This window comes from Deinococcus sonorensis KR-87 (genome assembly GCF_040256395.1).
In the GTDB taxonomy this organism is placed as follows: domain Bacteria; phylum Deinococcota; class Deinococci; order Deinococcales; family Deinococcaceae; genus Deinococcus; species Deinococcus sonorensis.
This window is the reverse complement of record NZ_CP158298.1, coordinates 186,105-208,194: the sequence shown is the minus strand read 5'-3', so window position 1 is coordinate 208,194 and position 22,090 is coordinate 186,105. Positions and strand designations below refer to the sequence as shown.

The following is a 22,090-nucleotide window of genomic DNA, read 5'->3' as shown; positions in this document are numbered from 1 at the left end:
GGTGCGTCAGATGACGATGCATACCGCGCTGCTGCTTTTGTCCCTCCGGTGGAGGCAGACGGAAGCGGCAGCGCGTCCTTCCCCGGAGCCCTCAGCTCCGGGGTTTTCTTGTGGTGGTCCGCCCCTTGCCTTCACGCGAATGAGCCGGACCGTGACCGACACACCTCGCCGCATTCACATCTTCGACCCCACCCTGCGCGACGGTTCACCGTCGCCCGGAGTCGCCCTCCACCCTGCGCAGAAACACGAAACAGCCCATGCCCTGGAACGGCTGGGCGTGGACATCATCGAGGCAGGGTTCTCCATTCCCAGCGACGGGGACGTCGACTGCCTGACCCGCATCGCCCGGGAGGTCCGTGGCCCCACCATCGCCCCCTCGCCCGCACTGGAGGCCGCTGCAACGCGCTGCCTTCATGTCTTCACGTTCGCCGGCGCCATCCACACGGAGTACATGCTCCGCACCACTCCGGACGAGGTGCCGGCGTCGTCCGTGCAGGCCGTGAAGCTCGCGTGCCAGTCCACCGACGAACCGACGAGGTGCAGTGCTCCGCCCCGGACGTGAGGCGCGCGGACGTTGACTTCGTGATCCGCCTGTACCGCGCCGCCATCGAGGCAGGAGCGACGATCATCAACATCCCCGGTCCCGTGAGGACGGGACCCCGCCCGAAGACGGCGCGGTGATCGCCCGGGTCCGCGATGAAACTGTGGCGGGGCAGGCGGTCGAGATCAGTGCCCACGGCGACAACGACCCGAGCCTGGCCACGGCGAACAGCCTGGCGGCCGTGGAACACGGCGCCACGCAGATCGAAGGCACCGTCAACGGCATCGGTGAGCGGGCGGGGAACACCGCCCTGGAAGCGGTGGTCATGGCCGTGCACACCTGACGCCCCCACGACCGGGCCGCGATGGTCGTGCCGCCCAACAAGGCGCTGTGGGGGACCATGCCTTCGCGCACGAGACGGGCATTCGTCAGGACGGCGTCCTCAACCACAAGGAGACCTGTGAGATCATGAACGCCAAACAGAGAGGCCGCGAGGCCGGCGTCTTGGTCATCGGCAAGCACTCGGGCCGGGTGGACTTCCGCAAGGCGCTGACCGACCTGGCCTCCGATCTGGATGGCCACCGGCACCACCGGCTGAACGAGGAGGCCATGAACGCCGCGCTTCGTGCACTTCAAAGCGCTGGCCAACCGCAAGGGGCCGCTCTCCGCCGCCGACCTGCGCGCCCCTGGGGCAGGAGACTCCGGCCGGAGTGCTCCGCATGACCCACCCGCCGCGTCAGCCGCTGCCGCCCACTCGGCCGGGGCGTCCACGTCGCTGATGTTCTGGCGCGGATCGCCCGGCCTGGCGGGCTGGCGCGAGGTCACTGCACGTCGTCGGGCGTCAACTTCGACAGGGTGATGTCAATCCCCTGGGCCGGTGGGGTGACGGCGGTCACGCTCTGCCCATCCGAGGTGTAGACCCCGTACATGTCCCCGGCATCCACCTGGTTGTTGTCATTCACGTCCGTCCAGGCAAACACGTTGTGTGGCACGTTCGTCACGTTCCCGAGGACGTAGCTGCCCGAGGTCCCCAGGTCACCGGGATGGGTGTAGCGGAAGGCGTCCCCAGCCGCAGCGCAGGTCCCGGACGCCGGGCAGGCGAAGACCGACACGGCCCCGATGGTCTCGCCACTCTTCGCCACGTGAAGGGTGCCCTTGATGGACCCCGCCGCGCCGCCGGACCCGGGGGTCGAGGTCCCGCGCGGCCGGTTGTAGTGGCTGTCCACCGCCTGATGGTCCGGGTCGCCGAGCGTGAGCACCGCCTGCGCGCCGCTGCCGGCAACGTTCCAGGTGTTGACGGACGTGTTGAGCGCGCGGTTTTCGAAGGCGTCGCTCGGGGAGCAGCGGTAGCCTTTTGCGAGGGACACCTTCGGCGTGAGGGTGAGGGTGGTGCCGCTGAGCGTCACGATGCCCGTCTGGTGCAGCAGGATTTTGCTTGTGCAGTTGTACGTGGTGACGACGGTGATGCCAGTGCGTTCGTACGTGCCGTCCGCGGTGAACTTGAGGATGTCGCTGGTACCGCTCGCCTCGGCGTACTGCCCGGAGGTGGGATCGTAGTACTCAATCGGTGAAATGGTGCCGTAGTTCCACTCGCCCTGCAGCTCGGCGGGCAGTGCGGTACCGCCCCCACCTCCCCCGGTGCCGGGCGTCCCGGTGGGCGGAACGCTCCCCGCGTTCCCGCCGCACGCGGTCAGTCCCAGGCCCAGCACCAACGCAGCCCCCATCATCATCCGTGCCTTCATCAGTTCGCTCCTTTCAGCGGGCGGCGGTCCGCATGTGCGCTCCTGGGCCGCCCCTCTGTGCACCGAACAGTACCGGCAGCAGGATGGCCGGCCGATGGTGGCCCTGAGCGTCCACGGCGTCTCCACTCCGGGGAGATCTCGCGGACTTCAGGTGAGGTCACGGGGCGTGGACGGGACCGCGGGCGGCTGGCGTGTCACGCGCTGGTGCGCGGCCGGGCCTTCGGCGGGCGACGTGTTCTGGTCGGAGGGGTGTCGCGCCGACGCGCCGTGCCTGGGGACCATCCTGCAGCCATGACGGGGGCGCTCCGGTGCAGAAGCGAGGCACGGGACGACACGCCAGGGCCCTCCCCTGGGACCGCGGTTCACCGGGCCGTGGGACGCGCCCGACCCGATGACCGGCGGGCCGGGCGCATGCCACCGGTCGTGAAGCGCCCCCACCTCGATGATCACGAACTTCCGATCACCGCCGCCCACATTCCTGCACCCAACAACGCGTCCTCACAGGAAAGCCACTCCCGGACAGCGCACTCGATCGCCACACCGCGCTCCGGTGTTGAGGCGATGTAGACTCCACAGATGCCCGCTTATGTGATGGTCAACACACGGGTTTCTGACCCCACGCGCATTCAACTGTACCGTGACCTGGCCGAGCAGTCCGTCAAGCAGTTTGGTGGCACGTACCTGGCGCGCGGGGGTCACCTCCGGGTGCTGGAAGGCACCTATCACCCGGAGCGGATGGTGCTGCTGGAATTCCCGACCCTGGAGCGTGCGCAGGCGTGGTATGCCTCTGACGCGTATGCAGAGGCCAGGCGGGCCAGAGCGGGAATCGCTGAGTTTGAGATGGTGCTCGTCGAGGGCCTGCCGGCGCCCCTGTGATGGGGGGAGCGGCGTCCGGTCGTGCCTGCTCCATGCACACCCGAGGCAGGCCCGGCTGAGCAGGCATCCAGAGTGGTGGTGCGATGGGCTGCACCCAGGCCACGCCGTCACCTGACAGTGAACTGCCGGCCGCGACCAGGGGCAAGGTCAGCGGCAGCCGCCCGAACGCCGCTGCCGCCACCGTCTCGTCATCGTCCGCCACTCTTTGCCTCGCTCTGCCCAGGCAGCTGGCGCCGCCTGGTGAACCCTCCTCCAGACATGCGGGCCAGGGACTGGTTGCTCCGGACCGGCGTGGCGGATGGTTGGCTCATGCGTTCCGGCAGGCACCGGTACAGGGAGCCTGCCTGCGGTGCAAGAACGATATCGTCGGCCACGCGGAGCCTGCCGTCCTCCTGCCCGCAGTCCATCACAAGCGGCGCACCGGTGAGGCCGGGTCAAGCACTGAACGACGCTCCAGCGTCTCGCGACGGTACGACCCACGAGCCAGCACCGGCGTGGCCGGTTCGGTTCATGCCCTCACGCTCCGCAGTTCCGGCCTGCGGGGGTCCTCGGCATCACGGATTCAGGCGGAGGAGCCTTGCGCGGCTGGGTCGTCCAGCCGCAGGCCCTCCCGCAGCGCTTCCAGGCTGCGCTTCAGGAACGCCGTGGAGACAGGCGCGCCGGCCCTGAAGGTCTCGCTCGCGTGGTACCCACCCTCCACTTCGAAGAACTCACACGGCACGCCGGCCGCCGTGAGGCGCTGCGCGTACGCCTGATCTTCCCGGTAGAACAGGTCGAGGGTGCCCACCCCGATCCACGCCGGCGCGAGTCCACGGAGGTCTTCGCGCCGCGCTGGTGCCGCGTAGGGCGGGGTTGAGTCCAGGCCAGGGACCTGCCCCAGGTAACACGTCCAGCCCAGCCGGTTGGACCCGGGCGTCCAGACAAACTCCCCCCGGCCCTCGTGGTCGGGGCGCACGACCGTGCGGTCATCCAGCATCGGATACAGCAGCAGCTGGAAGGCCACGTTCACCTCGCCTCGATCGTGGGCGAGTTGCGCGAGTCCGGCGGCCAGTCCCGCGCCCGCGCTGTCCCCGGCAATGGCGATCCGCGCCGGGTCGATGCCCAGCTCCGCCGCGTGCTCGTGCATCCAGTTCAGAGCGGCGTAGGCGTCGTCCATTGGGCCAGGAAACGGGGTCTCCGGGGCCAGACGGTACTCGACGTTGACGACCAGCAGCCCGAGTTCGTTTGCAAAGCGCGCACATTGCTGGTGATAGTCCTGAGCCGACCCGGCAATGAAGCCGCCGCCGTGGAGATACAGCAGCGATGCGGTGTTCCGCGGCCCGTCCAGGGACCGGTACAGCAGCACCGGCACGTCCGGGGCGCCGGGGGGCCCTGGGAGCGCGCGCCGTTCAACGTGCACGTCGGTCGGGTCGGGCACGGTGCGCGGCAGGCGCCGCATCAGCGACACCAGGGTGCGCGTGAAGGCGGGGTGACGCAGCCTCAGCAGCGGGTGGCGCAGGTCCGGATGCAGCCATGCAAAGGACGTGGCGCGTCGGGTGTAGACCCACGCGCCGGTCGCGCCCAGCGCCGCCACCCAAGGGACGATCCTTCTGGAGTTCATGCGTGCTCCTTTCCACTGGGGAGGTGATCTGCTGGAGGTGGCGGATGCCGCGCCCGGTTAGGGAGCGAACGGTTCGCTCTCCTTCCCGTGGTGAGTGTTAGCGCAGGAAGGCCTCGATCAGGGCGAAGAACCGCTCGGGTTCCTCCAGGTTCGGCACGTGACCGCTGTGTTCCAGCACTTCAAAACGCGCCCCTGGAATCAGCTGCGCGATCCGCTCCCCCTCCTCCGGCGGGTTGAGCGCATCGTGACGCCCGCTGATCACCAGCGTCTCGGCCGTCACCCGCGGCAGGTCCGGGCGGAAATCGAAGCCTTCGAGCGCCCGGTTCGCGGCCAGATTCTGTTCGGGCGTCAGCATCAAGCCGTCCTGCGCCTGCTGTTGCACGGACGCCATCATCGACGCCCGGACCGGCGCGGGGGTCGTGGGTGCGAAGACCAGGTTGAACATGAACGCCTGCACCTCCGCCTCGCTTTTGCCCTGCAGCTCGTCCGCATGCTGGGCCAGGAGACGGGCGGAGGACGACGTGGCGCCGTGCGCCTTGGGCGTGACCAGCACCAGCCGCTTCACCCGCGCCGGCGCACGAATCGCCACGCCCTGCGCGATGTAACTGCCCATCGAGCTGCCCATCAGCTCGACCTGCGTGAGGTTCAGGGCGTCCATGACGCCGAGCACGTCGTCCACGTGGTCGGTCAGGGTGTACGCGGAGGGCTTATCGGAGCGGCCATGCCCACGACTGTCGATGGCGATGACGCGCCGCGAGCGGCTCAGCCGGTCGATCTCGGCGCGCATGCTTTCGATGTTGGCGGTGAGCCCGTGCAGCATCACCAGCGGTGAGCCTTCGCCGGTCTGTTCGACGTGAAGCTCCAGGCCATTCAGGTGCATGACGCAAGATACCGCGTGGGGTTTGTCCGCCCTGGTCGAAAGGGGGTGGAGATCCACCCGCAAGAAGCAGCGGTGCTGGGACACGGCTCGTCGAATGGAGGACTGTGAGTTGGCTGTGCCCGGTCGACGACGTGTCGGTGGCCCACACCGGGTGCCGTGGCCCGGACGACCCGCCACGGCCTCACTCTTTGCCTTCCCGCATCCGGCGCGAGGAGGACGCTGCGTGGCCCGCGTGACCCGGCACGCCGCCCAGCCGCTCATGGCCCGCATCTGGAGTGAGCTTCAGCACCCGTGCCGTCTCGTTGCCGGGCCTGAAGGCACCGGTCGGCAGCATGAGGACCGGCAGCCGCTGTTTGCCATTCCCGCCGGTGGACCCGGATCGGGGCGGTGGCCTGGACGCTCCAGCGGGGGTGTCCGTGCGGGCGTGGCGGACCTGCGCCTGCCCGCTGCTGACCATGCCTTCCTTCCAGCGTCGGGACAAGGCGCGGCGCGTTCAGGGCTGCCGGCCCAGGGGTGGCTATGCAGGGGGGCGAGGACGGCACCGACGTGGGCGCGTTTTGCGACGCTGTGGATCGGGCGCCGTGGCCTTCAAGAGGTTGAGGCGACGGACAGCCTCGCCCACCCCGGTGAAGGCCCCCCCCATTCGGTTGACCTCGTTCAGTCCTGGTCTGCTTTCGGCTTTCTTGGGCGCTTGACGGTTGCCTTCGGGGCGTCCGTGTCGGAGGCCGCCGCTTTCCGGCGTGGTGTGCGGGTCACCGCAGCGCTCGCCTCGGGCTGGACGACCACGGCCGGTGCTGAGGCGTCCACCGCAGTCTTCCGCTTCCTGGGCGCAGCTGGCGCTTTGGTCGGCTGGCCCGCATCAGCTGGGACCGGCCGCACCAGGATGCCCAGGGCGTCGAGATACCGCCCGGCCCGGCCGAACAGCCCGGCCAGTTCGGTGCCGGGCGGCAGGTCATAGCGGAACTCCGATTCGCCGCCGTCCCCACCGAACGTGACCGCTCGTCCGCGGCTGGTCGTCAGCGTCAGGGCGTCGATATGCTGCCCGCAGCGCCCGGAAATCCGGGTGAGTGTCTCGCCCGGGTCCAGCATCAACCGGCTGGTCTCGCCGCCTGACCCGCCGGCCAGCTCAGGGGCGCTGGCCGCGTCGTTCGACATCGCCGTCCCCTCCAGCGACCAGATCAGACCGACGGCGTCGATCAGACCGGCGTGCCGGACTTCCACCCCCAGCAACCGGGCCTCAGGCTCGGCCGTGAGCAGGAACGGCGCCCCCCCGTGACCACCCGAAGCGCCCAGGTAAGCGAGCGGCGAGGCCCCGGCAGAGGTCGGTTCCGCCGGGTGTGGGGTGGCCGCGGTGCGTTTGGTCGAGGTCCGGCGAGTAGCGGGTGGGTTGGTCATCAGGACTCCTCGGCTGATCCGGGATGGCCCCGGACCGCATCCCTCAGAGTCTACACGGCGCGGCCCCGCTCCCCGATGGCCCCTGCCGGGGTGGAGGAACGCGGCCCTACCCCGGTCGTGCGGCCACGTCAGGCCTGGTCGTCGCCGGGCGTGCTGCCCAGCACCACCCTCAGCCAGGCACTCGCCTCGTCGAGCGCCGTCTGCGCCTGGTCATACGTTCCGAGGCCCGAGACGAACCCGTGGTGCATGCCGTCGTAGCGCGTGACCTGCGCCGCGCCGCCCGCCGCCTGGAGCGCCCGGGCGTACGCCTCTCCCTCGTCACGCAGCAGATCGTATTCCGCCGTGATCACCAGGGCGGGCGGCAGCGCGGCCAACGACTCCGCCCGGCTGGGAGACACGTGCGGGTGCGTGGCCTGCGACGCCTCACCCAGGTACTGCTTCCGGAACCAGTACACGTCCTCGCGCGTCATCCCGTACCCCACGCCATTCTCCTGCCACGACGCGGTCTCCTCGTGCAGGTCCGTCGACGGGTAGATCAGGAGCTGGCCCCGCAGCGCCGGGCCTCCCTCATCCCGCGCCCGCAGCGCCACCACGGCCGCGAGGTTCCCTCCCGCGCTGTCCCCCGCCACCGCGATGCGCTCTGGGTCCCCCCCAGCGCCGCCGCATGGTCCGCCACCCAGCGGGTCGCGGCAACGCTGTCATCGGGCGCGGCGGGAAACGGATGTTCCGGCGCGAGACGGTAGTCCACGCTGACGACCACCGCACTCGCCCCGGCGCACAGTTCCCGGCAGATGGGGTCGTGCGAGTCGAGGGTGCCGATGGTCCAGCCGCCGCCGTGGAAGTACACGACCACCGGGAAGGTCCCCTGCCCTTCGGGCGTGTAGACCCGGACGGGCAGCTCGCCCGCCGGGCCCGGGAGGACGCGGTCCTCGACACGCGCCACCTCCGCGGTAGTCGTCACGGCCTGTGGGGACGAGCGGATGAGGTCACGGAGCGCCTGCGCCGAGAAGGTGTGCAGCGGGGGCATCAGGCCGGCCTGCTGGTCGAGGGCGGCTTTCACTTTCGGGTCGAGTGGCATACAGCTCCTGTTCGCAGCTCCTGAGCTGCCGGTGATGGTTGCGTCGAGCTCCGGCCTGTGGGGCGCACTGGATGCCGGATGACCGTCCTGACCGCACAGGCTTCAGGTCGAGGGGGTGAGGAGGGACGATGGAGCGAGCGCCGGGTCAGGACAGCACTGCCGCGCCGTCCCCTTCCTCCTGCGCCGCCGTGCGGGCGGATGCACCTCGCCGTGATGCTGCACCCTGGCGGTTGTAGTTGCTCGTTCTCCTCACGTGCTGACGAAAGACTGGCGTTCCGCTTTCGGGGAGGTGCCGAGGCCCTGAACCGCCCCACGAACGTTGACTTCGTTCGGTTCACCGGTGATCCAACGACGTCGGGGGTACTGGAGTGGACCGGCGCATGGCCTCGCGCCTGATCCGCGCCAGGCGCGGGCCGTTGCGTTGTCGCTGGCCGGACTGCGAGCGACTCACGGTGGGCGCTGTGCATCGCTGGCTCGATCGAGCGGGCGCGTCCCGGATCCTCACCGCTGGGCGGAGCGCGCGTCGACCTCGTGCAGAAACCCGATCAGGCCGTCAAAGTAGCGCTCCTGATCGTCGTAGAACGCCATGTGGCTGCCGTCCGGGCAGTGGAGGTGGCGGCCGTTGGGCAGTTCGCTGGCCATCCAGGCCATGTGAGCGGGGTCCATGGTGTCGTGCTGGGCGCCGATCACCAGCGTTGGGATGGTGACGCGGTGCAGGTCGGCGGTGCGGTCCCAGTCCACCAGCTTCCCGCTCGCGCCCAGCTCGCTGGGGCCCTGCAGCGGCACGTAAATGGCCGGGTTGATGTGCGCGAAGGCCCGGTTGACCGGGTCGGGCCAGGCCTCGGGCGGCAGGCGCAGCACGTGGTGCACGTAATGGTGCGGGATCAGCAGCTCCATGTAGCGGGGGTTTTCGAAATCCGAGTCGGCTTCCAGCCGCTGAATTTCAGCCAGCGCCTGCGGGTCCATGGCGGGCATCAGGGTGGAGCGCGCGTAGGCGTTGTACTGCGGGATGCTGGACATCATGTTGGAGATGATCAGGCCCTTGAGCTGCTCGGGGTACTTCAGGGCGTACTCGAGGGCGAGAATGCCGCCCCAGGAGTGCCCCAGCAGAAAGAAGTTGTCGTGGGACAGCCCTAGGGCCCGGCGGACCTGCTCGACTTCCTCCACGAACCGCGGCAGTTCCCACAACGCTGGCAGGTCCGGCTGATCGCTGTACGCGGAGCCGAGCTGATCGTAGTAGTAGTACTGGATGCCGGCGGCGGGAAGGTAACTGTCGAACGCCTCGAAGTACTCGTGGGTGGCGCCGGGCCCGCCGTGCAGCAGCAGCACCTTGATGGTCGGGTGGTTGCCGACGCGTTTGGTCCAGACCTGGAAGGTGCCGTGCGGCGTGTCGACGGGAATGCGTTTCACGCCGCCACTCAGACGGTCGTCACGTCCGGTCGCATCGAAGTAGGTGGCGGGATCGGGCGGGGGACGCGTCATACAAGCCTCCTGAAGACCGGCGCAGCAGCCGTTCCCACCACGGACCGGAGATGGGCAGAAACAGACGTGGTTCCCGGACTGATCCCAGCATAAATCGGCCGGCCGCGGATGGGGAAGGGCCGCGACTGGTCGAGGTCCAGGCGTGGCTCCGCTCCGCTGCTCGTGGGGTTCCGCAGGGCTCCCCAGGCACTGCCAACCGCTGGCGGCAACAACGGACCTCGGCGACCGCCGAGGATCTGGCCCGCGCCGCTGGACGTGGCGCTCCGGGGATCCGCGCGTCGGCTGCGGGCCGGACCCGCACCACCTTGAGGACAAGGCGCTGCTGCGCTTGCCGGCCCACGCCGGGACGCGCCCGGAGCAACAGCGCCGTTCCTGTCCCTTCCTCTCTGCCGTGCGGGGAAGCTTCAGAGCTCACCACCCTGATGCCGCGGGTGGGTTCGAGCGGACCGGCAAGCGCTTCGCCGGCAGGGACTGAGCGCTTGGGCGAGGTCGTCTTGAACCTGCGGCCGAAGTGAACGGGGTGGGGCAACGTCACGCCGGAGGAACGCGGGTCGGTCGTATACCCGGCCGTCAACGGGTCTCACCTGCCGCTGCGCTCTGGCGGCGGGGAGAGGACCGTGCGTCGCGATGACGAGGGTGTGGCCCGCACCGTGCAGTTCGGCGAACAGACTTCAGCTGTCGCCCCACCCGGCCTGCGGAAGATTCCAGGTGGGTTCGTCGGCGAGCAGCAACGCCAGCTGGCGGACGCCGCAGCCCAGGACCTCACGATGTCCCGCTGAGTCCCGCTGAGTCAGTGCCCCCGCTGTTGCACGGTCGCGAGCACCGGAAGATGGGGCCGGCGGATCGTCTGCACTTGGGTGGCGACGGCGGTGTCGAGGTTGCCCACCCGCGCTCGTTCCGGCCCCTCGGCTGCCCTGGCCATCGTGGCGAGGGTTTCAGAGCAGCTGGCCGTGACGGTTCCTGAAGGGCTTCCTTCGACCCGAAGACCTGGAGCACCGGGGCGACGTTGACGCCCGCGTCCGCGGTGATCTTGCCCAGCGTCGAGGCCGCGTCCCCGTCTCCAGCGCCGTGGGTTCATGTGTCGTAGAGGATCGTTTGCCGGATCGTGGGTGTTCCTGGGCAACGGCCACCTCGTGGCTCCCTTCGCTCCAGGCGCGGCCATCGGTATCCGGGGTGGTCAGCCGGCGTCGCGGGCGGGCCGCTCGGCGCGGCCCGGTCAGGGGCTCCGGGGCATGTCAGCGCCGGCGCTCCCCAGCCCGCCCATCAGGTGCTGGAGAGCCAGGGCATTGTCCACCGCGGCGCCTGAAGCGGTGTTGTCGAAGATGACCCAGGTCCGGCGCGCCGCGTGCTCCTGAAGCGTCCGGGCGAGCGCCTGAAGGGCCTCCTGCCCGTAACTGGAGCTGTATATCTTTGGCGAGCCGTGCCACCGGTAATACACCGGCTCCAGCGTCCCACCGGGGACAGCCGCCCGCGTCGTGATTGCCGGGTCCGCTGCCACCCGGCCGACCCCCAACGCTGCCAGCAGCTCGCCCGCTTCCGGCGTGAACCAGGTCGGGTGCCGGGGCTCGCAGACCACTGGCGCGGACGTCCGCTCCTGCAGCGCCTGGAAGAAGGTGCGGGCCACGTCCGAGTCGAACGCCAGGCTGGGCGGCAGCTGCACCAGCAGGCACCCGAGCTTCGCTCCGAGGCCACTCACCTCGCCGAGGAACGCCGCCAGCAGGTCCGGACGGCCCTGCAACCGGGCGACGTGAGTGATGCTTTTCGGGAGCTTGACACTGAACCGGAAGTCGTCCGGAACGCTCTCGCTCCACCGCCGGTACGTGCTCTGCCGGTGCGGCCGGTAGAAGGAGGAATTGATCTCAACCGCGTTCAAGCGGGTGGCGTACACCTCCAACACGCTGCGCCCGGCACCGAAGCGGGAACGCTGCCCACTGGAAACGCTCCAGCCAGCACAGCCGATGAACACCGTGGAAGCGGTCATGCCAGATGGTGGCACGCGTTGGCGTCCGGCGTGGCCACCCGCGACCGCCGGGCCAGGACCCCTCTTCAGGACATCCCCGGCCCGAACCGACGCCCGGTGGACTTCACGTGTCGGTGCATGACAGGCACACCGAACCGGCATCCGACCAGCGCAGCGCGACCGCGCTTCCAGGTGCGGACCGGACGGGCAGCCGGTTCAGCCTGCGCTGGCCCTCGAAGGGGCCGCTCACCTCCAGCACGATGGAACGCAGCTCGGAGGTGGACCATGACGGACCGGCCGGCAGCGTGACGCTCAACGTGCCCTCAGCGTCTGGATGCCGGCCCGCCCCTGGTGCCGTGGCGCGTGAGGGCCGGACCGCTTGCGCTGGGGGCGATACAACGGCGCCCGGCGCTCCCGCACATGCGAAGAGCGCCGGGCGGGAGGGGCGATCAGCTGCGGTTGCGGCGGCGGCTGGTGACGACGGGCGGCGCAGCGAACGGATCGTCGTTCGACTCGCCCCGCTGGCCCTCCTCGTCACCACCCTGCTCCTCCGCGTCGCCCGAGGTGCGGGGCGACTCGTCCTCCAGGGTGAGCGGCGTGTCGCTCGTCTCGCCGGTGGTGTGGGCAGTGGGCGTGCTCAGGTCGCCCACCGGGTCGGTGGTGGCCATGCTGGTGTCGGCAGCGGTGTCTTCCGCGGCGTTGGACGCGGTCGCTTCCGGGGCGGCCTGGACCGGCGCGGCGGGCGGGACCACCGGGTCGGCGTTGACTGGGGTGGCGGGGACGCCGCCCTGCGGCACGTCGTTGCTGAAGTCGAGCGCGGCGAGCACCCGGTCGAGTGCGGCGAGTTCCGGGCTCTGCTCGATGCGCAGCGTCTCGGCGTCGATCAGACTTTTCAGGTGTGACACGCTGAACGCCGGGTCCTGCACGGCGCTGCCGGCCAGCAGCTGCAGCTGCTCGAGCGCGTCGCTGGCGTTGACGCTGCCGGCGCGGTGCTGCAGCTCCGCGGTGGTGACACTCTCCCCGCCGAGCAGCGTCAGCGTGACGGGGTCAGCGGTGGTGTTGAACAGCACCACCTGCTGCTTCTGCTCGCGCATGATCACCTGGAGCAGCATCAGCTTCCGGAAGGCGTGCAGCCGGATCAGGAGCGGCAGGTGGGCGGCGACGGTGCCGGCACGCTTGAACGCGCTGGTGGTGCGGGCGGTGGGTGCAGTCATGGAAGTCTCCTGTGCGGTGAAGGGGGTGCTGGTGCGGGTATGGTAACACTTCGCTCTGTTGCGGACAATATCAACCTGATCTTTTACGCCCAGGGCCATGGACGGCGCCGCAGGGAAGCGGCCACCTGCGCGGGTGGCGCACGACCCGCGGCTCATTCACGATCTGCCGGCCGGTCCGCGGCTCTCCTTTCGCCCAGCGCACCTCCTTCGTGATCCCCTCCACGGAGACGACCTCAGCGTCATGAACAACGTCTGGTGTTGTGACCACGGAAGCTCAGGGGCGCCGGAACGGCGTGCTCCGGCGCTGTACGGCGCGTCACCCGGATGTCACGCGCCGGTTGATACTTCTGGAGTCCAGGGCCACGGGCCCGGAGGGAATGTGATGACGCAACGCTGGACGGTGCCGATGACCGCCTTACTGCTCGCCGGGTGCGCTGGTCCGCCTGCCCACCCACCGGGGGCGCTGGACCTGCGTCCGGACCACCGGTACGTGGAACTGGTCCCCCACAGCGCCAGTGAGCTGCGGCTGGACGTGCGGGGTGGCCGGCCCAGCGACCCGCTGGACCTGCAGGCGCGTGGCCTGCCGCCCGGCACGGCCCTGCGTGCCGGGGCAGACCGCGTGACCTTCACGAGCCTGGACGTGCAGCCCGGCGCGTACGCCTTCACCTTGACCGGCCGCAAAGGCCCGTTCGTTCACGAGGTGCCGCTGCAGCTGTACGTCCCGACGACGGGGCCCTTCGCGCTGGAGCCGGCGCGCCCCGTGGACGTCACGGTGAAGACGGACGTCCCCCTCAGCGTGACCGGGCAGGTCACTCCGGCCGGTGGCACGCTGAACGTTACCGGCCCGGACGGCGTGCAGTACACGCTCAACGTGCCGCCCGGGGCGGTGCTCGAGCCCACCCCGGTGCGGCTCACGCCGGTCACGGGCGTCGACTGGAGCGGCTTCAGCGCGTCACGGGGGGTGCGGATCGAGCCGGACGACCTGCAGCTGTGGAAACCGGCGCGGGTGGACGTGACGTTTCCGTCCAAACCCGCCGGAGCCGGGATCTTCCGGGCCTTCGGCGCGCAGGGCGCGGGCCGGGACCTGTTCCTGAAGGAGGTGGCTGTTCGTGATCTCACGGCGACGCTGAGCGTGACTCGGGGCGGGGTCGGGGGGGTCGGCTGGGTGCTGCCCGAAGCGCTGGAAGATCCGCCCATTCCGTCCGCGCCCGAGGCACGCCGGTCTGAGCGTCTTGCCCGGTTTGCCACCGTCAGCGAAGGGTCACACACCGAGCGGATGTACGAATGGACCCTGAACGGCCGGCTGACCGGGGCGGGGGCGCCGTCAAGCGAGGGCGCGCAGGCGCTGAGCACCCTGCTGCGCGAGGTGGCGGTGTGGAACACCGACCTGCAGACGCGACGCTGGTCGGCCGCGTGGGCTGGGAATGCTGGGCTGCTGTGGGCGCACCTCGCGGAACTCGCGGTCGCCCAGGTCGGGCCCTATCAGGCCCGCTGCCTTCAGGGCGGGACGGCGGATCCGGCGTGGACCGCGGAACTGGTCCACTGGCAACGGGCGGCGGCCGTCCTGCCCGCGTGGCAGGGCGCGCTCGGGCCCGAGGGGCTTCGTGACCTCACCGCAGCACTGAACGCGTGCCGCTGAGCTGGCATCCGGCGGCACCGTTCATCCTGTGTCGTGAGGTGTGCCTGGCCGGGAAGGGGCGCCGCACGGGCGCGGGGCCGGCTTGCCCGGGTCGGTCGCTGCCGACGGGCCGCTGTCCGGGCCCGGGTTCGCCCACTGAGCGGGCCATTCAGATCCCTAGCGCTGTTCGGTCTGGTGCGACCGGTGGAGTGGCGACCTTCCCGGACCAGTAGACGGCTCGCCGGGTCAGGGTCACCCGGTGGTGCGGCGGTATTCACCCTGCACCGGGTCGTTGCCTGTTCGATGTGCCGGTGTCACGCCGCGGTGGACCCGCGCACGCTCAACGCTCAGGTGTGGAAGGAACAGCGCCGCTCGCCTTGCTTCGCGGCCAGCGTGGCCAGTGCCGTCAAGCCTGCCGCTTCGTACCGGGCACGCTGCTCGTGCATGCCGCGCCGTGAACCGAATGCCACCCGCCTGAATCACCACGCCTAAGGCATCCACGCCTGAACCTCACGCAGGAATTCCAGTTCGACGCCCGGTCTGCGCCTCGGCGCAGCCAGTACTCCACGCGGGTGTCGACACGGTTCAGCTGCCCCACCGCCTGCGGATCACGACAGGAGTTGTCGAGAAACGGCGCCACCGGATGGACAGATAACAACCCCATAAACCGGCCCTGGTCCGCGCTGAAGATGCTGAACCCGTAGGCCTCATCGCGTTCGTGCTCGCCCATGTGCATTGCGAGATCCTCGGCATTCTTGCCCGGGAATCCATGACCGCGTCGTCATCCACGGCGGTGTCGATGAGCAGGTGACGGCGCCGCACGAACCGCGGTGTAACGAATTCCGTCGGAACGGGCAGGGTTGTGGGGTTGAGCGTCATGCGGACCTCCAGTCGCGCAAAGGTGAAGTGGGCGGCAAAAGGGCGTGGTGACCCGCGGTTGAGGGCACGGCGGACCGTGGACCGCGTGATCCCGAATCTGGCTTCCACCGTGGACGCGCGACCTGAAGCCTGTGCGGGATGCACTGTGACCGGTGGATGATGCGCGCCGCCGCTCGCGTGGCCTGAACCGGGTGACCCGCGGGGCCGCAGGGCGATCCGGCGTCGCCGCCAGCGCCGTTCCACCTGGACCTCGCCTGCCGGTGCGGCGGGGTCCGTGTGATGCCGGTGCGGGAAGCCACACGGCGTCCTATTCGGGCGGGACGCGCCCGGCGAGCGTCCCGTCCGGGTGCCCGCGGATCACGCAGGCCCTTCCTGCAGGGCCCACTTGCGGTGGAGGGTGGCGTGAGGCGCCTGTGCCGTTTGGGTGAGCAGCCGCTTCCGCGTGACGGTTCGTCGGGCGTGTTCAGCACATTGCAGGGCGCGAGTTTTGCTGCCGGGCCCATCCACCTGAGCAGCGCCCTCCGAAGGTTCAGTCGGTGGACGTTAGGGTGAGGAGGACGGGCGGATCCACCCGGCGTTCCACTTCTTTTCCCATGCCCACGCCAGCCGCGAGGGCCCGGTCCTGGCTGAGGCCAGCCTTCAGCCGCCGTGCCTCTTGGCGGTGAGGGGACGGCCGCGGCTGGGTGTGGCGTGACCCTGGCCCGTGCAGAGGCCACGGTGGCACCACCGGACCGAGCGACCGGGCGGTGACCTGCCCGGTGCGGCGGGCTTGTCCGTGGCGCACCATTCACGCCTCACGTTTCGATTTTTCAGAACAATCCGTGTGAAACCTTGCGATAGACCTCAAGATTTCCGCTCCGTACCATCAGGCATCCGCGCATTCGCGCGTCCAGGTTCAAAGGAGGCCACCCTCATGCCGTTTGTTCGTCTTTCGCTGCTCCAGGGCAAATCACCCGCGTACCTCAGAGCCCTTGCCGACCGTGTGCACGAGGCACTCGTCGAGGCGTTCGAGGTGCCCCACGACGACCGCTTTCAGGTCATCCACCAGCACGCGGAAAGTGAGTTTATCTTCGACGACCAGTACCTCGGCATTCAGCGCAGCCGCGACCAGGTCTTTATCAGCGTCACCGCTGGGCGCGCCCGCTCCGCCGCCGCCAAGGCGTCGTTCTACCGGTGCCTGGTTGAAAAACTCTCCGTCTCCCTGGGGCTGCGCCCCGAGGACGTGATGGTCACCATCACGATGAACACCGCGGAAGACTGGTCGTTTGGCTGCGGCGTCGCCCAGATGCTGGCCGGGAACACACCGGTGCCAGGGCACCGGCAGGAGGCCTGATGCACCGCCGGAACAACAGCGACCTGATCACGACTCCAGGGCCCGCCGACCTCTTCACCGGTCAGGTGTGGGTGGACGCGCTCACCCCGGACGCCCCGGACATCGAAACGAAACTCCTGCGGGTGACCTTCTCGCCCGGCGCCCGCACCGCGTGGCATATCCACCCGCATGAGCAGATCCTGGTGGTCACGCTCGGACGCGGCCTCCTGCAGCGCAAAGGCGAAGCCCCTCAGGTGATGACTCCGGGTGACACCCTCATTGTCCAGGCCGGCGAACAACACTGGCATGGCGCCGCGCCCGACAGCCTGATGCAGCACCTCGCCATCCAACCGGCGCTCGCCTCACACGCCACGCAGTGGCTCGCGCACGTCGCCGACGGTGACGATCACCTGCCCCCACCGGAACCCAAGGAGCGCCACCATGCATGCGATGCAGTATGAATTCACCTTGCCTGCCGACTACGACATGCAGATCATCCGTCACCGCGTCGCCACCAACGGACACGCCACCGACCACTTTCCAGGGCTGGGCCTGAAGGCCTACTGCGTGCGGGTTCGCGGCGAGCAGGGCTCCACCGTTCACCAGTACGCGCCGTTCTACCTCTGGGTCGATCCCGACGGGATGCGCCAGTTTCTGCTGGGCGAAGGCTTCAGGAGACTGTCGGGTTCCTTCGGCCGGCCGGCCGTGCGCCGGTACATCGGCCTTCAGTACCTGCCGGGTCAGGCGGCCGCGCCGCAGCCCGTCGCGGCCTCCCGCCGCACCGCTCGCATCCCGGCCGACGCTGAACTGCACGGCGTTCTGGACCGTCATCTCGCTCAGGCGTCGGCGCGCGCCGCCTGTTCGCAGGTGTACGCCACGGCCGTGGCCTTTGATCCACAGGCCTGGGAAATCGTCCACTTCACCCTCTGGACGCAGGGTGTGCCCAACGACGATGACGTTCAGTACCGGGTGCTGCACGTCTCACACCCCGGCATCGACCAGCTGGCCATGGCCCCTCACCCACCAACCGTCCTTCACGGCCAGGTTGACCCGTGACGCCTGTCCCTGCGCTCGGCCACGTCAGGAGCTGCCATGTCACACCGCATCGGGGTTGTCCGGAAGAGCCACGCCGACCCTGGCGGCCTGGCACTGGGTTGTACGTGCCTGAACTCGCTCAATCGTCCGCTGGCCTCGCCGCGCACGGCGGAAGGCCACCTCGGGACGGCCCGGGCCCTCAGGATCGTGATCGCGGCCGCTGGTTGAGCATCCCGCCGGGCAGGTCAACCTCGGGGAGGACGTCAGCTGCGCGGTGGGCGAGCACGGCACGACGTGGGACGTCCTGGACCCCCCGGCCGTCGCCAGGCTCGGCCCCGACATTTCCTTCCCGAGGGGCACCGCCGCATCCGTGGTCCGCGGCGCGGTGTCCACGCACGCGGCGCCTGTGGTGCCGCCCGTCGAAGCAGACCCGGGGTGGATGCCTCTGCTGAACCCAGCATCGGCCCCATGCCCGTCGCCGAACCGACCGTTGCCTCGCTGGAACGCTGACGCGGCCGCTGGCCCACCAGCGAGGCGCCTGGCGCCTCCCGGGCAGCGCCGCCCGTGGCGTCCGTGTTCAACGGCAGCAGCCACGCTGTGGAGGACACCCGCCCAGAAGGAGACGATGCTGTGCGTGCATTGCTGATCGACGCTCCGTCCACCGGTCCGGACACCACCGGCCTTCACATCCTGCCGCTGCCTGTTCCTGGCCCCACGGACGTCACCATCGATGTCGCGTATGCAGGCATCAACTACCTGGATGTGATGGCGCGCCGTGGCGACGCCGGGTACGTTCAACACTGGCCCTACGCCCCGGGGTTGGAGGTGGCCGGCACCGTGCGGGCGGTCGGTTCACACGTCGACGGCCTCACGGCCGGTCAGCCGGTCGTGGCCCTGACCACCGGTGGAGGGTACGCCGAGGTCGTCCGGGTTCCCGCGGCACTCACCGTGCCGCTTGCTGCCGGCGTGGACCTCGACTTGGCGGCGACCGTCCCCCTGACCGTCTCCACGGCGCTGCTCCTGATCACCGATGCGGCGCGCGTGCAGGCCGGAGATACGGTGCTCGTTCAGTCCGCCGGCGGGGGGCTGGGGCACGCCCTCGCCCAGCTGCTCCCGCTGTACGGCTGCTCGCAGCTCATCGGAACGGTGGGCCAGGCCAGCAAAGAAGAGGCGGCCCAGAACGCTGGCTTTGACCTGGTGCTGTCCAGGGAGGACGGTGAATTCGAGTCCTTCGCTGCGCAGTCCCCGGGGGCGTGTCAGGTTATCCTGGATCCGCTCGGCACCGCGCTGCTGGACACGGACCTGCGTGTGGCCGCTCAAGGTGCACGCGTGGTCCTGTTCGGCAACCCCTCGGGTGAACCGTTCGGGCCGCTTCCTCCCGCGCCGCGGCTGCTTGCCGGAAATATCGCCGTCGGCGGCTTCAGCCTGCGGGCCCTCGCGGCCCGCGCGCCCCACCGGGTGCGGTGGGCCATGGAATGCAGCCTCGCGCACCTCGCCGCGCGACGCCTTCAGCTGCCCCGACCGTCCGCGGTGGAACTCGCGGACATTCCCGAAATCCACCAGCGGATGGCGAGCGGACACAGCACCGGCAAGTTCGTTGCCCGGATCACGTCGTAACGCCAAGCGTTCACGCGCGGACAGCCCGCTGGCGTTCCCCGGGCCCGACACCCACACCGCTCGGCGCCGGCCACGTCCCCGGACCGGATGGACTCGTGGAGCGAGTGTGCCGCAGGAGACACACCATGATGGATTTTGACCTGAACGCGGCTCAGCGTGCCATCGCCGCAGACCCGTTCAGCCGGCTGCTCGGCACGCAGGTGACGGCCGCGCAGCCCGGCCAGGTGGAGCTGAGCCTGGAGGTGCGCCCGACCTTCCTTCACCGGGCCGGCACGGTTCACGAAGGCCTGCTGAGTTCCCTGGCCGACACGGCCCTCGCCTGCGCGGGCGGCAGTGTCCTCGGGCCCCAGGTGGTGACGGCCAGCATGCACATCAGTTACGTGGAGCCGGCCGAGGGAACCTGGGTCGCGGCGCAGGCCCAGGTGATCCGGGCGGGCAGGCGGACCGCGCTGTGCCGCTGCAGTGTGGTCGTCGTGAAGCAGGGCACCAGGGTCCTGTGCGCCACCGCCCAGGGCACCATCGTTGCTGTCGGCAACGCGTCCCGGACGACATTTCTTGACAAATGAGCCACACAGTTCAGGGGCGGCCACCCGAGACCCGCTCGAACAGGAGCAGCACATGACCATCGTACACACATGGATTGGTGTTCTCGTGGCTTCGTCCCGTGTGGCCGGGGAACGGCGCTGGAGTGAACCGGTTCACCCGCTGCGGCCGGGCCCGCAGGTCAGGCGCCACCGGCTGGACGCCGCGACAGCCGGATCACGCGCGGCTTCGGTGCTGCCGCGCCACCCGGCTGTGCGGCAGCGCGGGTGGTGGTCCACAGAGGCGCAGCGTCCAGATCAGCCGCGCTCCCTGCCACACGCGCAGGCCCGTTCGAACCTGTGCTCCGCAGGCTCGGCGACCGGTCCGGGCCAGCCGGCTCCTCGCGTCACGGACCTGCGGCGGCCCCGCGTGCCGCTCACACCACAACCGGCCCTGAACTGCAGGACTGGGTTGAGGCTGGACCCCCGGCCTTCCGGACCACCGGGGGAGGCCGGAGTGCAGGAGCACGGCACCGGCACCGCCCGCGACGACGTGCCCCGCCGCCTCATGACGGGTACACGCCCCCAAAGCCGCCGCGGCACGGTGAGGTCATGAACGAAACCCAAGGCGGGCAGCCACCCCTGGTCTTGCCCTATGACCCGTCGTGGCCGGCCGCTTTTCAGCTGCTGCGCCGCCGGATCTGGCCGGCGGTGCAGCGCACCGCCTTGAGCGTCGAGCATGTGGGCAGCACGGCGGTCAAGGGTCTGCCGGCCAAACCCATCATCGACCTGACGGTGGTCGTGCCCTTTCGCAGCGATGTTCCCGACATCATTGATCGTCTGAGCGTGGTGGGGTACCGCCATCTCGGCGACCAGGGCATCGAGGGCCGCGAGGCCTTCGACAGTCTCCACGACGGGCCACGGCACCACCTTTACCTGAGTCCGCAGGGCAGTCTCGCGCTGCACAATCACTTGATCATCCGGACGGCACTCCGAAGGAACCCCGCACTCGCGCGCCGGTACGCCGAGTTGAAACTGCACCTCGCGCAGCGCTTCAGTCATGACTTGGACGCTTACACCGCGGGGAAAACGGAGTTCCTTCTGGAGGTCCTGAGCCTCGCCGGGCTGGACACCCACAGGCCTCGGGACATCAGGAGCGCCAACGCCCTGCCGAGCCACTCTGAACGGTGAAGCGCGACGGCGCCGGCTTCCGTGCCCCGACGGCCGACAGCTCGATCATCCCGCGGCGGCCTGGCCCGGAGCCAAGGTCCGCCGCGTGTTCCGTCCTGTCGGCCGGCGCGCGGACAGCCCCGGGTGCTTGACGACGGCGGAAGCCCCACGGCCCGTCGCCCCCGCACCTCAGCAGGCCTTCGGCCGGCGAGGCCGAGCTGGAGGACCGTTCTGGGCCATGCGGAACGCCGCAGGCCTCACGACGCATCACCGTTCTGAAGCCGGAGGAAACGGATGACACACCGCCCACCGAAACGGATCCGTACCTCAGTGGAACAGGCAATGATCTGGGAACACTGGCGTTGAGCGCCTGTCCTCCGCCGTGGTCAAGGCCGGGTCTGAGCTCATGATCGGCGACGGGGTCTCGCGTCCAGTCTGGCGCGTTGCTGGTGGAACGCACCCTGGCGATTCGCTCTACGATGAGCCCCTCTGCCGGGCGGCGCACCACCTGCTCCGCCTCTGTCGCCGTCTTCCGGTTGCCTGGAGCGTCTCGAGGAGCGGACAAGAACGTCCGTCTGGCACTTGAACGGGGTGCCCCGTGTCCCACCGCCCTGAACCCGTCCCGAGCCCGCAGGAGGCCGGGTGCGCACAGGGTCACGGTCGTCGAGGCCTCAAGCTCACCTGGACTCGCCGGAGACGGACGTTGACAGCATGGCTGATTGTGGGCGTCCCCGCTGATGGCTGATCGGGTGGACTGGACCGGAGGAGCAGGGGGGACCCCCCACCGTTCGAATTCCTTGCGTGCTCGTCTGATGGAGGTGCCTCTGCTGCCATTCGGGCACCGTTTGACGTGTGGCCTTGCACTGGTCCTCATCCGACCTGTGGGCCAGACCACGTGAATCTCGTTTGCATCCGTTTCGGGGCGAGGGGATGGGTACCGTCGTCGCCGTGTTGCTTGAGCGGCGAGCGGAGCTGGTTCGGCACCGGCCATCCGGCGGGCCCGCCGGTGGTGCACCTGCAAAGCGGGGCATGCCGCTGCCCTGAGCTCCTGAACGTGAATTCCCACTTGCCCACCTGGCTTGGCTGGTGTCACCTGCCCGTCATCCTGTTCAGCCTAACGTGACGGTGGGAACGCTGAAGGAACAGCGAGGCAAAGCGGGCAGGGCACCT

General features: G+C 69.6%; 20 protein-coding genes and 1 pseudogene. 12 read left to right on the top strand and 9 right to left on the bottom strand.

The window, feature by feature from the left end; genetic code table 11:
- The first annotated feature begins 151 nt into the window (after nt 1–151).
- The 3 genes from ABOD76_RS04260 (at nt 152) to ABOD76_RS04250 (ending at nt 1,264) form a co-directional block, all read left to right on the top strand.
- Nucleotides 152–562 (top strand): hypothetical protein, encoded by a 411-nt coding sequence (locus ABOD76_RS04260; RefSeq protein ID WP_350242311.1) that lies wholly within the window; start codon nt 152–154, stop codon nt 560–562.
- Nucleotides 563–677: 115 nt separating this feature from the next.
- Nucleotides 678–884, top strand: a complete 207-nt coding sequence (locus ABOD76_RS04255) for a hypothetical protein (protein WP_350242310.1) — start codon at nt 678–680, stop codon at nt 882–884.
- A 47-nt stretch (nt 885–931) separates the two neighbouring features.
- Nucleotides 932–1,264: a homocitrate synthase/isopropylmalate synthase family protein gene (locus ABOD76_RS04250; RefSeq protein ID WP_350242309.1), complete on the top strand. Its 333-nt coding sequence runs from the start codon at nt 932–934 to the stop codon at nt 1,262–1,264.
- 98 nt (nt 1,265–1,362) lie between these two features.
- Here ABOD76_RS04250 and ABOD76_RS04245 read toward each other — a convergent pair whose 3' ends face one another.
- Nucleotides 1,363–2,283 (bottom strand): hypothetical protein, encoded by a 921-nt coding sequence (locus ABOD76_RS04245; RefSeq protein WP_350242308.1) that lies wholly within the window; start codon nt 2,281–2,283, stop codon nt 1,363–1,365.
- A gap of 576 nt (nt 2,284–2,859) precedes the next feature.
- Here ABOD76_RS04245 and ABOD76_RS04240 point away from each other — a divergent pair.
- Nucleotides 2,860–3,159, top strand: coding sequence for a DUF1330 domain-containing protein (locus ABOD76_RS04240; RefSeq protein WP_350242307.1), 300 nt, complete (start codon nt 2,860–2,862; stop codon nt 3,157–3,159).
- Nucleotides 3,160–3,721: 562 nt separating this feature from the next.
- On the opposite strand, the gene ABOD76_RS04235 is transcribed toward ABOD76_RS04240, so the two are convergent.
- The 5 genes and pseudogenes from ABOD76_RS04235 to ABOD76_RS04215 form a co-directional block, all read right to left on the bottom strand.
- On the bottom strand, nt 3,722–4,759 hold the full coding sequence (locus ABOD76_RS04235; RefSeq protein WP_350242306.1) for an alpha/beta hydrolase: 1,038 nt from the start codon (nt 4,757–4,759) through the stop codon (nt 3,722–3,724).
- Between the two features lie 97 nt (nt 4,760–4,856).
- Complete coding sequence (locus ABOD76_RS04230; protein WP_350242305.1) at nt 4,857–5,723, bottom strand: alpha/beta fold hydrolase; 867 nt, start codon at nt 5,721–5,723, stop codon at nt 4,857–4,859.
- 573 nt (nt 5,724–6,296) lie between these two features.
- The gene (locus ABOD76_RS04225) at nt 6,297–7,034 is read right to left on the bottom strand and encodes a jacalin-like lectin (RefSeq protein WP_350242304.1); all 738 of its coding nucleotides are present in this window, start codon (nt 7,032–7,034) and stop codon (nt 6,297–6,299) included.
- A gap of 128 nt (nt 7,035–7,162) precedes the next feature.
- Nucleotides 7,163–7,872, bottom strand: a pseudogene (locus tag ABOD76_RS04220) (alpha/beta hydrolase); the annotation flags it as partial.
- Nucleotides 7,873–8,613: 741 nt separating this feature from the next.
- Complete coding sequence (locus tag ABOD76_RS04215; protein ID WP_350242303.1) at nt 8,614–9,594, bottom strand: proline iminopeptidase-family hydrolase; 981 nt, start codon at nt 9,592–9,594, stop codon at nt 8,614–8,616.
- Between the two features lie 617 nt (nt 9,595–10,211).
- Between ABOD76_RS04215 and ABOD76_RS04210 the strand changes: the two genes are divergently transcribed.
- Complete coding sequence (locus ABOD76_RS04210) at nt 10,212–10,373, top strand: hypothetical protein (RefSeq protein WP_350242302.1); 162 nt, start codon at nt 10,212–10,214, stop codon at nt 10,371–10,373.
- 437 nt (nt 10,374–10,810) lie between these two features.
- On the opposite strand, the gene ABOD76_RS04205 is transcribed toward ABOD76_RS04210, so the two are convergent.
- From ABOD76_RS04205 to ABOD76_RS04195, 3 genes are all read right to left on the bottom strand, one after another.
- Entirely contained in the window at nt 10,811–11,575 is a 765-nt protein-coding gene (locus tag ABOD76_RS04205) for a DUF72 domain-containing protein (protein WP_350242301.1), read from the bottom strand.
- 103 nt (nt 11,576–11,678) lie between these two features.
- Nucleotides 11,679–11,870, bottom strand: a complete 192-nt coding sequence (locus ABOD76_RS04200; protein WP_350242300.1) for a hypothetical protein — start codon at nt 11,868–11,870, stop codon at nt 11,679–11,681.
- Nucleotides 11,871–12,003: 133 nt separating this feature from the next.
- A complete protein-coding gene (locus tag ABOD76_RS04195) occupies nt 12,004–12,768 on the bottom strand; it encodes a hypothetical protein (protein WP_350242299.1) in 765 nt (254 codons plus the stop codon).
- 406 nt (nt 12,769–13,174) lie between these two features.
- Between ABOD76_RS04195 and ABOD76_RS04190 the strand changes: the two genes are divergently transcribed.
- The 7 genes from ABOD76_RS04190 to ABOD76_RS04160 all read left to right on the top strand — a co-directional run bounded on the left by ABOD76_RS04190 (nt 13,175) and on the right by ABOD76_RS04160 (nt 20,941).
- Complete coding sequence (locus ABOD76_RS04190; RefSeq protein WP_350242298.1) at nt 13,175–14,407, top strand: hypothetical protein; 1,233 nt, start codon at nt 13,175–13,177, stop codon at nt 14,405–14,407.
- Nucleotides 14,408–16,178: 1,771 nt separating this feature from the next.
- Nucleotides 16,179–16,598 carry a tautomerase family protein gene (locus tag ABOD76_RS04185; protein ID WP_350242297.1) on the top strand — a complete coding sequence of 140 codons (420 nt, stop codon included), beginning with the start codon at nt 16,179–16,181 and terminating at the stop codon, nt 16,596–16,598.
- On the top strand, nt 16,598–17,038 hold the full coding sequence (locus ABOD76_RS04180) for a cupin domain-containing protein (protein ID WP_350242296.1): 441 nt from the start codon (nt 16,598–16,600) through the stop codon (nt 17,036–17,038). Before ABOD76_RS04185 ends, ABOD76_RS04180 begins: the two co-directional genes overlap by 1 nt.
- Nucleotides 17,019–17,633, top strand: coding sequence for a DUF4865 family protein (locus ABOD76_RS04175; protein WP_350242295.1), 615 nt, complete (start codon nt 17,019–17,021; stop codon nt 17,631–17,633). Before ABOD76_RS04180 ends, ABOD76_RS04175 begins: the two co-directional genes overlap by 20 nt.
- A 576-nt stretch (nt 17,634–18,209) precedes the next feature.
- A complete protein-coding gene (locus tag ABOD76_RS04170; RefSeq protein ID WP_350242294.1) occupies nt 18,210–19,229 on the top strand; it encodes a quinone oxidoreductase family protein in 1,020 nt (339 codons plus the stop codon).
- 125 nt (nt 19,230–19,354) lie between these two features.
- A complete protein-coding gene (locus tag ABOD76_RS04165; RefSeq protein WP_350242293.1) occupies nt 19,355–19,795 on the top strand; it encodes a PaaI family thioesterase in 441 nt (146 codons plus the stop codon).
- 567 nt (nt 19,796–20,362) lie between these two features.
- A complete protein-coding gene (locus tag ABOD76_RS04160; protein WP_350242292.1) occupies nt 20,363–20,941 on the top strand; it encodes a GrpB family protein in 579 nt (192 codons plus the stop codon).
- Nucleotides 20,942–22,090: the final 1,149 nt, after the last annotated feature.